This is a genomic window from Streptomyces sp. NBC_00425, from assembly GCF_036030735.1.
Classification (GTDB): domain Bacteria; phylum Actinomycetota; class Actinomycetes; order Streptomycetales; family Streptomycetaceae; genus Streptomyces.
Window position 1 is genome coordinate 161,028 of record NZ_CP107928.1, and the last position, 17,210, is coordinate 178,237.

Consider the following 17,210-nt stretch of genomic DNA (forward strand, 5'->3'; position numbering starts at 1 on the left):
GAGGCGTGAGCAATGGCCACCCGACTCGAGAGCCTGCCCTACCGGCATGTGCTCACCCTGCCCACGCAACCGTCCGCCGTGCGGACAACCCGCGAGACGGCCGAGCAGACGCTGGTCGAGTGGGGGATCGGCCTGCGTCATCCCACGGTGGATCCGGCCCTGCTGATCCTGAGCGAGCTGGTCACGAACGCCGTCCGGCACGCCGCGGTCCTCTCTCCAACGGTGACCGTGATCTACGCGGCGGGCGGAGACTGTCTGGCCTTCGCCGTCCATGACCGCCATCCTCACCAGCCTTCGCTGTACGGGGCGGTGACCGGCGGCCGCGCCAGCGGCCTGGCCACTGTCATGGAGCTGGTCCTCGTCCTGGGCGGCACCGCGGTGGTCCGCGCAGATGCCGACGGCCAGGGCAAGAGCATCTGGATCACCCTCCCCCTCTGAACCACCCCACGCCGGAATCCGACCGGCCGCTCACGTAAGGAAGCTGCCACCATGACCATCCATTGGCGCTACACCGTCGAGGACAACCGCTGCATCCTGTCCGTCGCCGGATTCCTGGGCCCGGACGCCGTCCGCCGTTTCACCGGCGCGGTCGGCTGGGCGCTCGCCCGCGGCACCGGCCCTGTGATCGTCGACCTGACCGAGCTGCGCAGCTGGTCGGCCGAGGGGCAGGCGGCGATCACCGACGCCGCCCGCCGTGTCGCCGAGGCGGGCCGCAGACTGGAACTGGCCGCCATTCCCCCCGAAGGGTCCGTCGTCCCCACCGGGGACTCCCCGGCGATCCCGGTCCACGCCGATCTGGCCGCCGCGCTCGCCGCACATGGCGCGGGGAGCGGCGAACCGGTGGAGGGGCGCCACGAGTGGTGCACCACCGGATGGCCGGCCGGAGACCAGACAGACGAGTGACCTGTGCGGCGACGCGATCACGCAATCCCCCGCCCACGACCTCAGTCATTGCTGCTACCGGCAAGGGGCGCGGTCACAGCTGGATTCGGAGGCTCGGTTCCCCACCGCGGGTTCGGTGCCGCCGGTGGCGCAGGCGAGGATGGGCCACATGTTGTCGATCAGTGGGTGGATACGATGCGCACACGGCCCGGCCGGGGGTCCGTGCCGCTATACCGGGGAGGGGACGGCCAGGTGAGTACGCCGCTGTACCAGCTGAAGGCCGAGTTCTTCAAAACCCTCGGTCACCCGGCCCGCATCCGCGTCCTGGAACTGCTCAGTGAGCGCGAGCACGCGGTGGCGGAGATGCTGCCCGAGGTGGGCATCGAGCCCGCGCATCTCTCGCAGCAACTGGCCGTGCTGCGGCGCGCGAACCTGGTCAGGACCCGCAAGGAGGGCTCGACCGTGTACTACTCGCTCACCAGCCCACACGTGTCCGAGCTGCTCCGGGTGGCGCGGACCATCCTGTCCGGGGTGCTGGCCGGCCAGGCCGAGCTTCTCGCCGACCTTCAGACCACGCGGGGGACGGGAAAGCCGCCGTCGTAGCGACGGCCCATGGACGGCGGCCGCTCTCGAATAGGCGCAGGCCCGCCGTACAGGACACCTGCTGCGGAATGTCACTATTTGTTGGCGTGCTCGCCCAGGTAGAAGAGCAGCCACACGAAGCCGGCGAACAGGTGTGTGCCGAAGATGTAGAAGCCGGCGCGCAGTGTGACGCCGCGCTCCTTCCGAATCTCCGCGTCCTGGGGTCTGCCGTTCCTGCTGTCGCTCACCGTGCCATTCCTTCCGTTCGGCTGCCGTGCGTGCCGACAAGGGACCGCAGAACGCGCCCCATCGCAACGGCGGGCCAGCTTCGGTGCCACGGCCCCCGCAACGGCCGTTCCCCGCCCGTCACTGTGCAGGCTTCCCGCGCAACTCGTCGAGCAGGTCCTGGCGCCCGGTCAGCAGCACGGACAGAATCCGCCGGGCCGCGGCCAGCAACTCGGCGACATCGCCGCCGGCCAGCTCGTACGTCACCGTCGACCCGGTGCGGGTGGCGGTGACGATCCCCGAGCGGCGGAGCACCGCCAGCTGCTGCGACAGGTTCGACGGCTCGACCTCGATCTCCGCCAGAAGCTCCCGCACCGGTCTCGGCCCGTCCTGCAACAGCTCCAGCACCCGGATCCGTACCGGATGCCCGAGCATCCGGAAGAACTCCGCCTTGGCCTCATAGAGGGGAACAGGCATCCGGATCACTCCCCTTCGGCTCAAGCCTCGACAGGACCGACGCCGACCCCGTGCCTCCACGCCACCCGCACGGCATCGTCCACCTCGTCCTGAGCCACCGCCACCGCATACGCGTCCGCGTTCGCGGCCTCCAGTGCCGTTGCGAGAGCCGCTCGCGCCCGAAGCACCCGCCCCAGCATCGCCTCGGCGAACATCGACCCGCCCACCCGGGTCTCCTCCCCGACAGCCGCGATTCACGGCAACTAATGAATTGAAGAACTCTTCAAGAGTACCGGACGGCACATCCCCGCCCATCGCGTGATACACCATGTCCGGGCCGGGCCGTACGGCAACCACGCACGATGAATCCCCGCCCGGCGAACGGCCAGGCCTCCGCCCGCCACCTCTTCTTCGTGCGCCTGGAAGAAGCCCGGCTGTCGACGCCGACGCTCCACGGCCCGGCCCCCCACGCCGGAGCCGAGACGGGGTGGCACTTGATTTACCGGAAGATCCACATGCTGTCGCTGTACGGAAGATCGTCGGCTCGCGCGCGCCGGCCGTCCGCTGCGACCGGCCGCCGCGCGCGAGCCGACCCCGCCCCCCCAGCCGGGCGTCCTGGATCGAGGCCGCATGGCCCGTTGTGAGGGGCCGGTCAGCCCTCCCCGGCAGGGAGGTATCCGGGGACCGGGACGACGCCGAGACTCTGGCCCGACAGGCCGCCGACCACAGCAGCATCAGCCTGGCCGAATGGCCGGACGGCTTCAACAGGTTGTGGCCGCATGGCCTGGACCCTGACGGCACACCGACATCTCCCTGGCAACCGTCCGTGTCGGTTGAGCGGAGCAGACATGTACCGCCGCGCACGCCTTAGGAATGCCGCCGCTTGCGGCTGGTGGCGATTCTGCTGGCATGTTCGGTCAGAAGCTGGGATTCGAAGGAGCCCGGATATCCCTGTGGGTGATGGCACTCATGAGGCACGGGCGGGACAGTCAGCAGAAAGACTCGACCCCCCGATGGCCACTGGAGAGGCTGGTTCACGCGGCGCGGCCAGGCTCGCGACGTGAGGCGGCGTCCTTGCCTTCAACGGCATCTACGCTGCCCCGACCGACGTTACGAGGTCTCGCAAAGCTCCTCAGCGATCGTCCTTGGGTGGGCGCACGGGTTGTGGCAGTGGCTGACGCCAATCGCCCAGTACCGTGAGGAGGAACTGGCGAGCGAGAGAACGTATTTCGTCCCACGCCGGATCCGTAGCCAGGGCGTTGGTCCAGAGTCCGGCCCGGCAGGCGGCATCGATCTCGCCGAGGCGACGGCCGATGGTCTGAAGACCGCAAAGCTCCTCGGACTCGAAGACTCCGCGCTCCGCGAGTCCTTCGGAAATGCGGCAGAGCAGCTCCGCTTCTTCAACGACGGACTCCGTCTCCGTCTCCAGCTCACGCTCGCCCAGCCAGGCAAGTTGATCCTGAGTGTCAGCTGCGAGGAGGGTCATAAATCGCAGCGTCCAGGTGCGCTGGTGTGCGTCGCCGAGATCGTTCATACATGCAGGATTGCACCTGACTCGTCCTTCGTTTCCATGCCATCGATGCCGCCCCGGACCACGTCACGAGGGTCTGGAGCAGTTCCTCACGCGGCGAGGGAGAGGTCGAGGCGGGCAAGGTGGCTGACGGCACTGTCACGTTGACGGACTGATGGGATGATCTTCTGGTTGATCAGGCGGGGAGGCGTCGTCGGTGGGGAGCGCGTCGCTGTCGTACAAGGGGCACCGGTATCCGGTCGAGGTCATCTCCCACTGGGTGTGGCTGTACCACCGCTTCCCGCTCAGCTTCCGGGAGAGGTCGAGGAGCTGATGCTCGAGCGCGGCGTGACCGTCTCCTACGAGACGATCCGCCGCTGGTGCGCCAAGTTCGGGCAGGCCTACGCCAACGCGCTGCGCCGGCAGCCCCGGCCCGGTGACAAGTGGCACCTGGACGAGGTCTTCATCAAGATCAACGGGCAGTTGCAGCACCTGTGGCGGGCCGTCTACCAAAACGGCAACGTCATGGACATCCTGGTGCAGAACCGACGGGACAAGGCCGCAGTGAGGCGTTTCTTCCGCAGGCTGCTGAAGAGGACGGGCGCGGTGCCGCGGGTGGTCGTCACCGACAAGCTCCGCTCCTACGGCACTGCCCACCGCGAGGTCATGCCCTGCGTCGAGCACCGCCAGTCGAAGTACCTGAACAACCGGGCGGAGAACCGCCACCAGCCGACCCGGCAGCGTGAACGGGCGATGAAGGGCTTCCGCTCCGTGGGCGGGGCCCGGCGGTTCCTGTCAAAGGGGCGCAGTATCGATGCCAGGGCCGCGTGACGCTCGCTTTCCGTCCGCTCGTCATGCGGAGCGAAAAGAGGCAGGGATTTCCCTAACCGGGCACAGAGGGGTGATCGCAATGAATCTCCTCCACCGGCGAGCCACTACCGCGCACTTGCGGACGAAAAAGCGCACACGGCTGCATAGCAATTCGGTATTTTCGAAAGGTAGTGATCGAACGGATCACCCGGCAAGTTTCGGCAACGTGTTTACGTCTTCCACACTTGGCCGGTAAGCGCTCTCGTGTCTTCTTCTCGGATCGGAAAGATTCGAAGGTCGAGCGGTCTTCGGTTCACCTTCACCCGGTTCGTCAGGGATCGACAGTAGCCCGACCACAGAGACCGGTCGCGTCCAGATGCTTTCAAGCCTCTGTCACCGAGGACCTTGTCCCGCAGCGAGCCCGAAGTGCTGCGGTCTGCGGAAGTGACCGGCTTGGCATTGCCCCGAGCGGGCACTCGGGGGGGTTCGCCCGCCGGGGACGGACGCTACCCACCCGAGGCCCACGATGTCCTCGCCGGGCTGGCCCAGGCGACGACGACGATGTGGCCGAGTCGGTCCGTCCTCGACACCGACGGCATCGGAGGCCGCGGCTTCAGGTCACCCAGGCGGCTCACTCTTCGATGGTGATCCGGAACTCGCCCTCGCGACGGGAAAGAAGAGATCCGTCCGGCAGTTCTCGGTCCAGCATCGTGTCGCGCTTCCACACCGTGCAGCGAGGCCTTACGAGGGCGTTGTCACGTTGTTAGGAGCGTGACTGTCTGATGGTGCGTCGGGGTGTGGTGGGTCCACGGTCCGGGCCTTTGTTCAGACCGTGGCGGGTCGGCTGGCAGTGCCGTGATTCGGCCGGGTACCGGTGCCCCCTGTACGACGGCGACGTAGTCCCCACCGACACCCCCCTCCAGCAGATCAACCCGAAGATCATCCCACCCGGTCAGCCAACGTGACAGCGTCGGTGGGCGAGTTGCGCGGTGCGGGGCTGCTTCTTCGGCATCGTCGTCTCGGATTCCGGCGGACCTTGCCCACGCCGTGCCCGCCCCGGTGCTTGATGGCTTGATGCTTCTGCTCGAACAGCACGGCCGCCTGCCGCCGTACGGCCTCCCGACGCTGCCGTCCCGCAGCGGTCAGCCCGCCCCCATCCGCATATCTCACACAGCACGAAATACGGCCCGCACCCCTGGCCCAACAGGCACATCACCAAAGATCACCCTGACGAACCGAAGTCAGGTACTCGTGACGATAGGGCGAAACGGACACGCCTACGGCCCTCAGCGCGCTGTCGCGTACACGATGAGGTTGTCGACAGGGTGCCCCTGCGCGTCGAAGTCGCCGTCGCACGTGATGAGCCGTAGAGCGCGTTCCTGGGTCGGCCCGTAGACCTTCTCCGTCGGGAAGGCGTTCTTGGCGACGCTCTCCGTGGCCGTGACGGTGAAGTGGAGGGCTTTTCCCGTCTTGTCGGTGACGGTGATGTCCGCACCCTCCTTGATCTTCTTCAGGTCGTGGAAGACGGCCTCGCCGAAGCGGGTGTCGTTGTGGCCGATGATGACGGCCGCGCCGATCTCACCGGGCACCGCACCGCCCGTGTACCAGCCCGCGGTCATCCCCTCCTCGGCCGGCGGGACCTCGACCGTCCCGTCCGTGTTGAGGCCCAACTCCATCAGCGAACTGGTGATCTCCACGGAGGGAACGGCCACCTCGGCGGGGGCAGCCGGAGCCGCCGGAGCGTCAGAAGACGCGGGCTGCTCGGTCCTCGGGGTTCCGGGTGCGGAGGCGGAGGAGACGACCCGCACTGTCGGGTCGGGGCCGGCCGAGCAGCCGGTGAGCACGCTGACGAGGGTCAGCAGGGTGAGGGTCGCGAGGCGGGCCCGGGACAGGGGTGGGCGGTGTGCAGTGGGCAACGCGGGCTCCAGAACAGGGTGCGGAGGTTCACCGGAACGCGCGGTGGCGCCGCCTGGTGAAGGGCGGCGCCACCGTTTCGTACGAGAGGCAGTGCTGCCAGGTCAGCCTTCGCGGCGGGCCGTGGTGCGGCGGCGCAGTACGTAGGTGCCGGCGCCCGCGAGCAGCAGCGCGCCCGTGGCCGAGCCGATGAGCGTGCCGGTGTCGTCTTCCTTGGCGGGGGCCTCGCCCGCGGCGACACCGCCACGCGGGTAGCCCTTGCCTCCGGTCTTCTGGGCTTCCATGGCCTTCCGGGCCTCGGCCTCTTTGAGCGTCTTGGCGTCCTCGGCCTTCTTCTTCGCCAGCGCCTCCTTGTCGGCCGAGGTCGAGTCGGTCGCGCCCGGCGACGGAGTCGGGGCGGTGGCGAAGGCCGCGGTGGCCGGGACGAGCAGCGCGCCGGCCGCGACGCCGGTCAGGACAGCGATACGCAGCGGGCGCAGGGTGAGACGGCGGGACATGTGAGGGCTCCAGTTCCAGCCCGGCTTGGTCGTTCCTGGTTGCCGATCCGCACCAGGTTCCGGGCGTGGCTTCACCCTGACGGCTGCTTGTGAGGAAACTGTCAGAGCGCTGTCGTCATCCCATCAGGGTCGACCGGGCCCCTCCGGCTTCCGTGACTCGGTTGTCGGCAGCCGCAGGGTGAAGGTGGCCCCCTCCCCCTCCGTGCTCGCCACGTCCACCGTGCCGCCGTGGGCCTCGGCGAGCTTGAGGACGATCGCCAGGCCGAGGCCGCTGCCGCCGGTGCTGCGATTGCGGGACTTCTCCGCCCGCCAGAAACGGTCGAACACGTACGGGAGGTCACCCGCCGGAATGCCACTGCCCGTGTCGGACACCTCCACGGCGAGCTCGTCCCCCGGGTCGGTGACGTACCGGCGCAGGGTCACCGTGCCGCCGGCCGGGGTGTGGCGCACCGCGTTGGAGAGCAGGTTGCTGACGGTCTGCCGCAGCCGTACGGGGTCGGCGTCGAGGAGCGGTGGGTGAGGGGTGCCCCGCGGCGGTGTCAGGACCGTGAGGGTGACGCCCGCCGTCTCGGCCAACCCCTGGTGAACGGCGGCGACCTGGCCGAGCAGTTCATCGATCCGTACCGGCTTCCGGTGCAGCCGCAGGGCGCCCGCGTCGGCCGCGCCCAGGTCCTGGAGGTCGTTGATGAGGTGCTGGAGCTGCACCGCCTCCTCCAGGAGCGAGGAGACGAACGCGGGGTCCGGCACGGCCAGTCCGTCGTGGGCCGCCTCCAGCCAGCCCCGGATGTTGCTCAGCGGCGTTCGCAGCTCATGGGCGACATCGCTGACCATCACCTTGCGCTGCTCCTCCAGGCGGGCCCGGTGCGCGGCCATGTCGTTGAAGGCCGCCGTCAGCCGTCCGATCTCATTGTCGGAGACGACGGGCACGGGCACCGGCGTCGCGTCCAGGCCCTCCCGCATGCGCTGGGCGGCGCCGGTGAGCGCGTGCAACGGGCGTACGAGCCTGGCTCCGGCGAGCACCGAGGCACCGACGGTGAGGGCGAGGACCAGAGCGGTGACACCGGCGATGCGTGCGGTGTTGGCGCGGGAGAGGTCGAAGCCAGGCACGCCGGCGGCACCGGGGCCGTCGATGAACAGGAGTGCGGGCTCGGCGACATAGCCCGTGAGCTGTTCCCGGCGGGCGCTTTCGACACAGTTGGCCACGGCCCGGTCGTACGTGCTGTCGCGGATCTCGGCGGGGGCGTAGTCGAGTGCGCCGCCGGAAGCCGCTTTGCGTTCGGCCGTCGCGGCGTCCTCCGCCTTCTTGGCGGCCAGGGCCTTCGCCTCCCGATCGCTGAGGCCGTCCTCGGCACCGGAGACCGCGCCGTCCCGCCCGTATGCGTAACTCCGGTCCCAGGACAGGTCCAGTTTCAGTTTTACGGCGGTGCGACCCTGTCGTTTCAGACAGGCGTCAGCCAGTTGGTTGAGGGCGCTCAGGGCATTCCGCTCGGTCGCGGTGGGACCGACCGGGTAGGACGCAAAGCACTTGGCCTCCATGTCACGGTCGGTGACGCTGTCGGTCCCCTCGGTCTCGTCGCTCACGAGCTGGACGCGGGGCCGTCCGCCCGGGCTCTCGACGACGTCGGCGGCAATACCCATCTGACTGAGGCACTCCACCCTCCCGGCGGCGGCCTTCCGCAGTGCGTCGTGTTCCTTCGCGGGCAGCCGGAAGGGCCCCACGGCCCGTGGATCGACGCGGTCGGCGCTGGCCTTGGCCGCGTCGGGCACCAGCACGGTGTCGACGGAGCGTGGATCCACGACCGCCGAGGCCTGCTGAGCGAGCAGATCGTCGGACGAACCGCCGCCCGCTGAGCGCGAGTCGGCCGAGTCCACGATCGGGCGTCGGCCCGGCGTGGTGAGCACGATCCGGCGCCCGGACTCCTGGGCCAGATCTCGCACGGTGGTGTCGACGCCGTCCCAGTCGGGGTGGGTGGCCGCGTAGCCGAGGAGAGTGTTGTAGATCTTGGCGTCGGACTTGAGGTTCTGCCCCTGCTCCTGGCGGATCGCGACGGAGGTCGTCTGCACGGCCAGCCAGGCGGTCGCGGCGACCGAGCACGAGGCCACCAGCGCCGTCACGGTCAACAGCCGCCCCGCCAGGCTCTTGCGCAGCGGCAGCCGGGCGTCCCCCGCCGCACCTCCCCTGTCAGGACGACGCATGGCGCACGTTCTTCGCGGGGTCCGTGAGTTTGTAGCCGACGCCGAAGACAGTGATGAGGCGGTCCGGCCGTCGTGGGGCGCGCTCGATCTTCTTGCGCAGGTTCATGACGTGCACGTCGACGGTCCGGCCGCTGATGTACTTGTCGAAGCCGTGCAGCTCGCCCAGGAGCCGTGCCCTGGTGAAGACCCGGCCGGGCTCGGCCGCCATCGCCGCGAGGATACGGAACTCACCGGGCGTGCACTCGACGGGCGTCCCCGCGACCGACACCTCGTGGCGCGAGGGATCGACCGTGAGCGCACCGACCGTCAACACCTCGTCGTCCGGGGCCGCTTCGGGCTCCGAGGCGGGAGCCGGGGCGGGTACGGTCGCCGGAGCCGGGTCGGGGCCGCGCCGGTTGCGGCGAAGCAACGTCCTTACCCGGGCGGTGAGTTCACGCGGACTGAACGGCTTGGTCATGTAGTCGTCGGCTCCGAGGTCGAGGCCGAGCAGCAGATCGTCCTCGGTGCTGCGGGCCGTCAGCATCAGCACCGGCACCTCCCGGCGTTCGGCGCGCAGGATCCGTACGACGTCGAGGCCGTCGGCCCTGGGCATCATCACGTCGAGGACGATCAGGTCGGGTTCCTGGTGCCGGACCGTCTCGAGAGCCGTCCGGCCGTCCTCGGCGACCGTGACGGCGTGCCCCTCGTGCTCCAGGTAGCGGCGCACGAGTTCGGCCTGCTTCGCGTCGTCTTCGGCGACCACAATGTTTGCGCACACGCCGCAGAGCGTAGCGATTCCCGCCTCAGCCCGCCCGCACCAAGGACACCCCCGTCTCCGCCTGACTGCGGGCGCGCCGCAGCAGCACCGCGGCGGCCGCGCACTGCACGGCCATGGCGAGCCCCAGCGCCAGGCAGACGCCGGGCAGGCCGAGGCCGGACAGGGCGTACGCCAGGGGCAGTTGGACGGCGGTGCCGAGCAGGGTGACCCGGAACAGCGCGGGTGCTCCCCCGCTGCCCTCGAAGACGCCGCCGAGCGCGATGAAGCACGCCATCAGCAGTAGGTAGGGGCCGATGCAGCGCAGGAACAGCACGCCCTGGTGGGCGACGTCGGGTCCGGCGCCGAACGCGGCCATGATCCAGGGCGCGGCGGCGGCGAACAGAGCGGTGGCACCGAGCCCCAGCGTCCCGGAGAGGCGTACCGCCTGCCGGCCGGTGTCCCGCCGTGCGTCCTCGCCCGCGCCCTGGGTGTGCGCGGTGTGGATGGCAGCGGCCTGCCGTACCGCGTAGAAGGCCATGGTGGCGACGTACATCACCTTGTACGCGATGGCGTAGGCGGCCACCGCGGTCACGCCGAGCCGGGCAACGATCGCGACCAGTGCCAGCGCCCCTCCTTGTCGCACGGTGAAGTCGGCGGACATGGGCAGCCCGGTGGTGAGCGTGCGGTGCAGGGCGGCGGGGAGCGGGTCGGCGGGACGGGCCTTGGCGGCCGTCCGCAGCAGCGCGTTGCGGCGCAGGGAGCGCAGACCCACCGCGAGGGCCGCGCAGCGGCACAGCACGGTGGAGGCGGCGGCGCCGAGCACGCCGTAGAGGTGGATGAGGACAGGGTCGCACAGCAGGATCAGCCCGTTGGCCAGGAGGGCGAGCCGCAGGGGGGTGCGCGTGTCGCCGGCGCCCTTGAGGATGCCGTCGATGAGCTGCTGGGCGAAGAAGACGGCCGTGCCGGGCAGGGAGATCGCGAAGTAGGCCGTGGCCAGCCGCAGGGACTCGGGGTCGGCGCTGCCGAGGACCAGCCGGGCCAGAGGCCCGCGCAACAGGAACCCGCCCACCGCGACGACCGGGCTGACCAGCCCGCACAGCGCCCAACCGCCGCGTACGGCGGCCCGTACGGCGGCCGGGTCGCGGGCGCCCCGGGCATGCGCCACCAGCACGGTCGTACCGGAAGCGAAGACCAGGGCGACACCGAGCAGCACGTTCTCCGTGTTGGTGGCGACGGCCACGGCGGCGACGGCGGCGCCGCCGAGCCGGGAGACCCAGACGGTGTTGACGATCCCGGACACGACCGAGGCGAGGAGCGAGAAGTAGACGGGGTGGGCGAGCGATATGAGCTGCCTGCGGTGGGGATTCACGTCCGGCCTCCTCGACCTCCAAGAGCTACCTCGAATCGAGGTAGCTCGAAAAGAGTTATCATGGTGTCCCGAGCACCGCAAGGAGGAGAAGGCGTGCTGGAGTTGTCGATCCTCGGCTTCCTCGCCGAGGCACCGCTGCACGGTTACGAGCTGAAGGAGCGCATCAAGGCGCTGAGCGGGCATGTCCGCCCGATCAGTGACGGCGCGCTGTACCCGGCCATCAACCGGCTCCTCGCCGCCGGGCTGCTAGACCAGCGCACGGAAGACGGCGCGAGCGCGGCCCCGCGCCGGGTGCTGACCCTGACCGATGAAGGCCGCGCGCAGCTGCTGGCACGGTTGCGCACGCCCAAGCAGGCCGAGATCACCGACCATGTCCGGTTCAACACGGTCCTGGCCTTCCTGCGGCACCTGGGCGACCCTGCCCAGCAGGCCGCGGTGCTGCGCCGCCGCCTGGACTTCCTGGAGACTCCATCAAGTTTCTTCTACCGGGAGGACGAGCCGGTGCGCGCGGAGGAAGCCGGGGACCTGTTCCGGGAAGGCATGCTGTACGTCGCCCGGGCCACCGGGACAGCGGAACGACAATGGCTACGCGAGGCCATCGACACGCTCAGCCGAACGGCGCCCTGACGCACTCCGCAATCGAACGCCTCCGGCATAACCCCAAGCGCCTTCTTCAGCGCCTCCCCGACCACACCCACCCGCTTCCCCTGGGTGCCCACGGCCGGAACAAAACACTGAGCCGGAGCGCGCCCCAGCGGTCGGCGATCATCCAACAGGCCGGCCAGCCGCCGCTCGCAGCCACGCATCGGCCGCCCTTCCAGCCCCAGGTCCTCGTCCAGGAGGAGGCACAGCCCGTGGAAGATGACGGCGGGCCCCTCGCCGAGCTGGTCCAGGCAAGCCCGTATCCGTGCCCGCCGCTCGGGCTCCGGATCGGCCAGAAGCACGGAGACCGGACGGACCGTCATGTACCCATGACGGCAGCCCGACACGACGCCAGCACGTACCGACGATCAACCAAAGAGACCTGCACGCACTGCAGCTGACAAGGACCGATCAGCCAACACGAGAACTGACAAACCCGCAGCTCGAGGTGCCGAACACCCAGAGGAACCCGACCCTCTCCCCCACCCCAGCACCCCAGATCACGAGCAGCACCAAAGTGATCAGCCCAGCTCAACCCACCCAGTCCTGATCAGAAAAACCGCTCCTTTACATCGACGCACTACGGAAGCTGGGAGCGGAGTGGGCGTATCAGCCAAGCCGTGACTGGTGACCCATGACGAGTGTGGCCGACTGGGTGATGGGCATTGCTGTGAGGCCGACTTCCCGAAGCCAGAGAAGCGTGGTCCGGCGAGTCACGAACTGATCGTCCTGGCGTGACGCTTACGGTACCCAGATCGTAGTCGCGCACGTATGCCGGTTTCACTGAGGGTGTGCCATGAATGCAGGAGACCTTGCTACTTGGGTGGGCTCTTCCTTCGCGGCTGTCGCAGCGGGCGCCACGCTGTGGACGCTGCTCAGCCAGCAGCGTCAGATCAAGGAGCAGCGTGAGTTCATCGGCGAGCAGTCGACGAACCTGGGGCTGGAGCGTGCCGAGTTGCACGCACAGGCTGCAGACCGTCGCAGTGCGCAGGCCCGACGGGTGGAGGTGCGCATCACCACTCTCGGCGACGACGAAGCCAACCGCTACGGCCACGGGCCTAACGCTGTCACGCTTGGCCCCGTCAACCGGTGGGCCGTCTGGGTCATGAACCACAGTGACGCCCCGATCCGTGACGTGAATGTGCGGTTCGGCGGATCGATCGACGCTGAGTGGGGCGAGGAAGCCGAGACCTGGCTCACGATTGATCACGAGCGGCGAAAGCCTCCCGTTCCCGTGCTCGCCGGCGGACGCCACTTGCAGTTCCAGTCGCCTCGATGGGAGGAAGTGGGCATGGTGAAGAGGAACCGTCCTGTCCTGTACTTCACCGACAACGCCGGTACGCGTTGGCTCCTGGATGAGTTCGGCCACCTCGAAGAGCAACTATGACGGACCCTTACGGGACCTCGCACGTACGCCCTACGGCTGGGCATCTTCCACATCTTGTCCTCGTCGACGTTGCCATCGTCGTCCGTCCACCCGAGGTCGTCGATGGTCTGCGACATCTGCAGCGCCTGATAGTCGTCCTCCTTCAACCCCTCGCAGGCTTCCGGCTTCGCCTTGTCACCCTCCTGCGTTCCTTCAACGCGGCGACACAGTCCTCGCCGATCTCGTCGTACGACTTCGAGCAGCCGACGGCGCCTCCGGCGAGGAGCAGGGCAGTGGTGATGGCGGTACTACGCACGGATCACCCGGCGGTGGCGTAAAGGTCCGGATCATAGCGGTAAGCCCGGTGTGGGTGGGCAGGTGCCGCGCTACTGGGATGGTGTGCGTCCGGCGAACACGACCTTCAGTTCGTCGGGTCAGAGGGCCGCGTCGCGTAGTTGGGCCCGCCAGATTCCGAGGAGCAGCTGGCAGGCGTCGGCGGCGGCTTGGTCGCGCCACCAGCCCCGTGTACCCCGCCGGCACTCACCTCGACCGGTCCCGTGCTTCCTCCGGCGGGATGCGCGGTACCGCCTGGAATGACCGGGACAACTCGCTCGTCGCCCAGGCTGAACTCTTCGACGCGTACGACCGGTACGACGACGGCTGCAGGAACGGCCTGAGAAACCTCCTCACCAACTGCGCCACCAGCATTGCGGTGGATGTCCCTCACGCCGTGACGGTCATCGCGTTGGAGGCGCCACCCCGTACGTCAAAGACGGGGCAGGCCAGTTCAAGGAGAAGCTGAACCGCACGCCCAAGGACACCCTGGCCGCCGACGGCCGCGACCAGGTGGACCTCGTCCTGCACGCCGACCAGGGTGACGCCAACACCCAGGCCGCTCTGGAGCGGATCAAAACGCGGGCGGTCGAGACGTACCGCATCGCCGCGCCCTACGCCGCCGGCCTGCCCGCGGCAGACGCTGCCGACGAGGCCAGGCACCAGGCCCTGGCCGCAGCCGCGCCCGGCTACGTCGCCGCCGCCATCGAACGCCTCGCCTTCGACGACGCGCTGGACCTGACCCCGCGCAGCGGATGCGCCCGTTGGATCGTGCCACGAAGCTTGACGCCGGCGAAGGCCTCACCGGCGCCGACACTCCGCTCGGGTAGGCCGGACGCTCCAGCCGACACGACGAGGTTCGCTACCCACACCACCTGCTGTTCGAGGCCGGTGATCTGGGCCTTGAGCTGTTCGGTGTCGCGGGGCCGCCGATGCCCGCCTCGACGACCGCCAGCCACCGGATCCGCTCCCGCGCCATACCGGTACTTGTAACCCCTCGCTGCCATGCTGTGACTGAGCGTCATAGTTGGCCGCTGAGCGTTCCAGGCACTGTCCGGCGGATCATGTGATTACTAGGATCCAGTGGCGCCCGATCCCTGCTGGCCAGCGCTGACGGTGTGCGTGGATGCGGCAGTGACGAGCGGTGCGGATCCGGTGATTCCCGCAGCGGACGGCGAACGGGGGGCCTGTGGGGCGTCGACGGCTGTATGGATTGCTCGGGGCGGTGGTGGCGCTGGTTCTCGCGGTGTCCGCTGGCATGCTTCTGGGCAGGTCGTGGAACGCCTGTGACGTGGGGGTGAACAACGCGGTCAACAGCGGCTTCCTGCTGTGGCTGTTCATCCCGGGCCTCTGGACGGTCTTGCTGCCGGTCTGGGTTGCGGTGGGCGCCCTTCTTGGGGACCGTCCCCTCCTCCATGCCGTTGCCCTCGCAGTGACCCTCCTCGGTTTTTTCTGGTGCGCCACCTCGATCTTCTGGGAGGGCGCCTCCACTCCTCTGTGCCCCAGCGGCGTGCCCCAGTGGTGGCCGAGCTTCGTCCCTGCCCCGGGATTTTGAGAGATCGGTCCCGGTATTTCATGGCCTGAGCCATAGGCGAACTGCTACTGCGATGACGGTGCCGTGGAAGACATAGGCCCGCTTGTCGTAACGGGTTGCGAGAGCACGGGAGTTCTTGAGTCGGTTGATGGTCCGCTCGACCTCGTCGCGGCGCCGATAGCGGTCAGGGTCGAAGCCGGTGGGTCGTCCGCCCGCGCTGCCTTTGCGCCGAAGATTGGCGCGTTGGTCCCTCGGTTCCGGGACGGTGTGCTTGATATCGCGCCGTCGCAGGTAGCGGCCGTTTCGACGGGAGCTGTATGCCTTGTCACCGTTGACGTGGTCGGGCCGGGTCCGGGAACGTCCGCCCTGCGGGCGGGAAACCCGGATCCGGTCCAGAACCTCGATCAGCTGCGGGGCGTCGCCGCACTGGCCCGGGGTGATCAGGAGAGCCACCGGCCCCGGCGGTGGACCGGGGCCGGGGCGGCACGGAGGTCCGTCAGCTGCGGATCGCTTCGAGGGCCTGCTCTTCGAGGCCGGCGCGGCCGTCGACGTCGTCCACTGGCGAAGAGGCGGTGTTCCAACCCTGCGCTACTCGGTGATGCGGATGCGTGAAATTCCCCAGGCGCGATCAATCTCCCCACTTGGTTGACATGGCAACGAAGTCCTGGAGTCGCCCGTCTCCGGAGGGTCCCAGGCCGGCCCAGCGGGTCGCGGGGGCACGATCGGTGTCTGCTCGCCTACCCGTCACAGTGCGCTCGCTGACGTGCCGTAGCCGGACAACTGCACGGATGCAGCGAGTTCTCCGAACTAACGATCTTTGGTCCGAGACCCCGACAGAGGATCGCTTCTCCCAGCCCGTGACCCATGTCACACGCGGTTCCTGTCAGGAATCGGGGTGCTGTCCCGCTCAAGTCGCCGGGAGCAAGCCAACCGACAGGAGCGAGACATGAAGCACCGCATCGTCGTCCTCGGCGCCGGCTATGCCGGGTCCTACGTGGCCGGGACCCTGGCCCGCCGGTTGTCCCCGGCGGACACCGAGATCACCGTGGTCAACGCCGAGCCGGACTTCGTCCAGCGGCTGCGCCTGCACCAGCTCGCGGCCGGCCGGGAGATCGACGCTCCCCAGCTCGCCGAGGTTTTCGCGGGCACGGGGGTCCGGCTGCGCCTGGCCCATGTCACCGCTGTCGACCTCGAGCGCCAGGTCGTCGCCGTGGCCGACGCCGACGGCGGAGGCGAGCTGGGCTACGACACGCTTGTCTACGCGCTCGGCAGCCACGGTGCCGACCACGGCATCCCCGGCGCGGCCGAGCACGGCTTCGACGTCTCCAGCCGGCCCTCGGCGTTGCGCCTGCGCAAGCGCCTGAACAGCCTTGACAGGCAGGGCGAAAGCAGGCGTGTGGTGGTCGTCGGCGACGGGTTGACCGGCATCGAGACCGCCACTGAAATCGCCGAAACGCGGCCCGGCCTGTCGGTGGCGTTGGTGGCCCGCGGCGAGCTGGGCGCCCCCCCTCTCCGTCGGAGCCCGCAGCCACCTGCGTCAGGCTTGCGACCGGCTGGGCATCACCGTCCTGGAGCACACCGAGGTCGAAGCCGTCGAGGCGGCGCGGGTGCTGTGTGCCGACGGCACCGCCCTGGCGTCCGACGCCACCGTGTGGACGGCCGGGTTCGCGGTCAGCCGCATCGCCGCCGCTGGCGGGCTGGAGGTCACCGAGAACGGTCGGATCGTCGTCGATCGCACCATGCGGTCCCTCTCGCACCCGAACGTCTACGCCGCCGGCGACAGCGCCTACGCCGCCGGCGACAACGGCCGCCCCCTGCCGATGTCCTGCGCTTCGGCCGGCTACACCGGCATGCAGGCCACGGCCGCGATCGTGGGACACCTGACCGGCCGCAAGATCCCGAACACCAAGCTGGAGTACCTGGGCAACCACATCAGCCTCGGGCGGCGGGACGGAATCCTGCAGATGGTCGACGCCGAAGGACAGGCAAAGCCGACGTACATGGGCGGCCGGAAGGCCGCCCGGATCAAAGCGGCCATCCTCAAGATGTCGCTGTGGACCACCTCACACCCGACCTTCGGCCTGCCCAAGCGCAAGCACCACCTGGCCGCCGCGCCGCACGCGTCCGCCGACAAAACGCCTCGCGTAGCCGCCTAGGG

General features: G+C 69.1%; 17 protein-coding genes and 3 pseudogenes. 8 read left to right on the forward strand and 12 right to left on the reverse strand.

What is annotated here, in order from left to right; genetic code table 11:
- Positions 1-12 precede the first annotated feature (12 nt).
- The 3 genes from OHS82_RS00555 to OHS82_RS00565 all read left to right on the forward strand — a co-directional run bounded on the left by OHS82_RS00555 (position 13) and on the right by OHS82_RS00565 (position 1,485).
- Positions 13-438 carry an ATP-binding protein gene (locus OHS82_RS00555; RefSeq protein ID WP_328432933.1) on the forward strand — a complete coding sequence of 142 codons (426 nt, stop codon included), beginning with the start codon at positions 13-15 and terminating at the stop codon, positions 436-438.
- Positions 439-489: 51 nt separating this feature from the next.
- A complete protein-coding gene (locus OHS82_RS00560) occupies positions 490-903 on the forward strand; it encodes an STAS domain-containing protein (RefSeq protein WP_328432934.1) in 414 nt (137 codons plus the stop codon).
- A gap of 231 nt (positions 904-1,134) precedes the next feature.
- Positions 1,135-1,485 (forward strand): ArsR/SmtB family transcription factor, encoded by a 351-nt coding sequence (locus tag OHS82_RS00565; protein WP_328432935.1) that lies wholly within the window; start codon positions 1,135-1,137, stop codon positions 1,483-1,485.
- Positions 1,486-1,559: 74 nt separating this feature from the next.
- Here the strand turns inward: OHS82_RS00565 and OHS82_RS00570 are convergent, their stop codons facing one another.
- From OHS82_RS00570 to OHS82_RS00585, 4 genes are all read right to left on the reverse strand, one after another.
- A complete protein-coding gene (locus OHS82_RS00570; RefSeq protein ID WP_328432936.1) occupies positions 1,560-1,712 on the reverse strand; it encodes a DUF6126 family protein in 153 nt (50 codons plus the stop codon).
- Between the two features lie 118 nt (positions 1,713-1,830).
- Complete coding sequence (locus tag OHS82_RS00575) at positions 1,831-2,166, reverse strand: ArsR/SmtB family transcription factor (protein ID WP_328432937.1); 336 nt, start codon at positions 2,164-2,166, stop codon at positions 1,831-1,833.
- Positions 2,167-2,186: 20 nt separating this feature from the next.
- Positions 2,187-2,372, reverse strand: a complete 186-nt coding sequence (locus OHS82_RS00580; RefSeq protein WP_328432938.1) for a hypothetical protein — start codon at positions 2,370-2,372, stop codon at positions 2,187-2,189.
- A 905-nt stretch (positions 2,373-3,277) separates the two neighbouring features.
- The gene (locus OHS82_RS00585; RefSeq protein WP_328432939.1) at positions 3,278-3,679 is read right to left on the reverse strand and encodes a hypothetical protein; all 402 of its coding nucleotides are present in this window, start codon (positions 3,677-3,679) and stop codon (positions 3,278-3,280) included.
- Positions 3,680-3,872: 193 nt separating this feature from the next.
- Between OHS82_RS00585 and OHS82_RS00590 the strand changes: the two are divergent.
- Positions 3,873-4,453 (forward strand): annotated as a pseudogene (locus tag OHS82_RS00590) (IS6 family transposase); the annotation flags it as partial.
- Positions 4,454-5,751: 1,298 nt separating this feature from the next.
- Here the strand turns inward: OHS82_RS00590 and OHS82_RS00595 are convergent.
- The 5 genes from OHS82_RS00595 to OHS82_RS00615 form a co-directional block, all read right to left on the reverse strand.
- A complete protein-coding gene (locus tag OHS82_RS00595; RefSeq protein WP_328432940.1) occupies positions 5,752-6,381 on the reverse strand; it encodes a class F sortase in 630 nt (209 codons plus the stop codon).
- 102 nt (positions 6,382-6,483) lie between these two features.
- Positions 6,484-6,876, reverse strand: coding sequence for a sortase-dependent protein (locus OHS82_RS00600; protein WP_328432941.1), 393 nt, complete (start codon positions 6,874-6,876; stop codon positions 6,484-6,486).
- A gap of 123 nt (positions 6,877-6,999) precedes the next feature.
- Positions 7,000-9,072, reverse strand: coding sequence for a sensor histidine kinase (locus tag OHS82_RS00605; RefSeq protein WP_328432942.1), 2,073 nt, complete (start codon positions 9,070-9,072; stop codon positions 7,000-7,002).
- On the reverse strand, positions 9,059-9,829 hold the full coding sequence (locus tag OHS82_RS00610; protein ID WP_328432943.1) for a response regulator transcription factor: 771 nt from the start codon (positions 9,827-9,829) through the stop codon (positions 9,059-9,061). The genes OHS82_RS00605 and OHS82_RS00610 overlap by 14 nt, the downstream gene beginning before the upstream one ends.
- A gap of 25 nt (positions 9,830-9,854) precedes the next feature.
- Positions 9,855-11,177, reverse strand: a complete 1,323-nt coding sequence (locus tag OHS82_RS00615; protein WP_328432944.1) for an MATE family efflux transporter — start codon at positions 11,175-11,177, stop codon at positions 9,855-9,857.
- 93 nt (positions 11,178-11,270) lie between these two features.
- On the opposite strand from OHS82_RS00615, the gene OHS82_RS00620 reads away from it, so the two are divergent.
- Both OHS82_RS00620 and OHS82_RS00625 read left to right on the forward strand, forming a co-directional pair.
- Complete coding sequence (locus OHS82_RS00620) at positions 11,271-11,804, forward strand: PadR family transcriptional regulator (protein WP_328432945.1); 534 nt, start codon at positions 11,271-11,273, stop codon at positions 11,802-11,804.
- Between the two features lie 838 nt (positions 11,805-12,642).
- On the forward strand, positions 12,643-13,206 hold the full coding sequence (locus OHS82_RS00625; RefSeq protein ID WP_328432946.1) for a hypothetical protein: 564 nt from the start codon (positions 12,643-12,645) through the stop codon (positions 13,204-13,206).
- Between the two features lie 702 nt (positions 13,207-13,908).
- On the opposite strand, the gene OHS82_RS00630 is transcribed toward OHS82_RS00625, so the two are convergent.
- Both OHS82_RS00630 and OHS82_RS00635 read right to left on the reverse strand, forming a co-directional pair.
- Positions 13,909-14,181 carry a hypothetical protein gene (locus tag OHS82_RS00630; RefSeq protein ID WP_328432947.1) on the reverse strand — a complete coding sequence of 91 codons (273 nt, stop codon included), beginning with the start codon at positions 14,179-14,181 and terminating at the stop codon, positions 13,909-13,911.
- 26 nt (positions 14,182-14,207) lie between these two features.
- The gene (locus OHS82_RS00635) at positions 14,208-14,525 is read right to left on the reverse strand and encodes a hypothetical protein (protein WP_328432948.1); all 318 of its coding nucleotides are present in this window, start codon (positions 14,523-14,525) and stop codon (positions 14,208-14,210) included.
- 218 nt (positions 14,526-14,743) lie between these two features.
- Between OHS82_RS00635 and OHS82_RS00640 the strand changes: the two genes are divergently transcribed.
- Positions 14,744-15,073 carry a hypothetical protein gene (locus OHS82_RS00640; protein ID WP_328432949.1) on the forward strand — a complete coding sequence of 110 codons (330 nt, stop codon included), beginning with the start codon at positions 14,744-14,746 and terminating at the stop codon, positions 15,071-15,073.
- Between the two features lie 18 nt (positions 15,074-15,091).
- On the opposite strand, the pseudogene OHS82_RS00645 reads toward OHS82_RS00640, so the two are convergent.
- A pseudogene (locus tag OHS82_RS00645) lies at positions 15,092-15,508 on the reverse strand (transposase); the annotation flags it as partial.
- Positions 15,509-15,998: 490 nt separating this feature from the next.
- On the opposite strand from OHS82_RS00645, the pseudogene OHS82_RS00650 reads away from it, so the two are divergent.
- Positions 15,999-17,208, forward strand: a pseudogene (locus OHS82_RS00650) (NAD(P)/FAD-dependent oxidoreductase).
- The last annotated feature ends 2 nt before the right edge of the window (positions 17,209-17,210 follow it).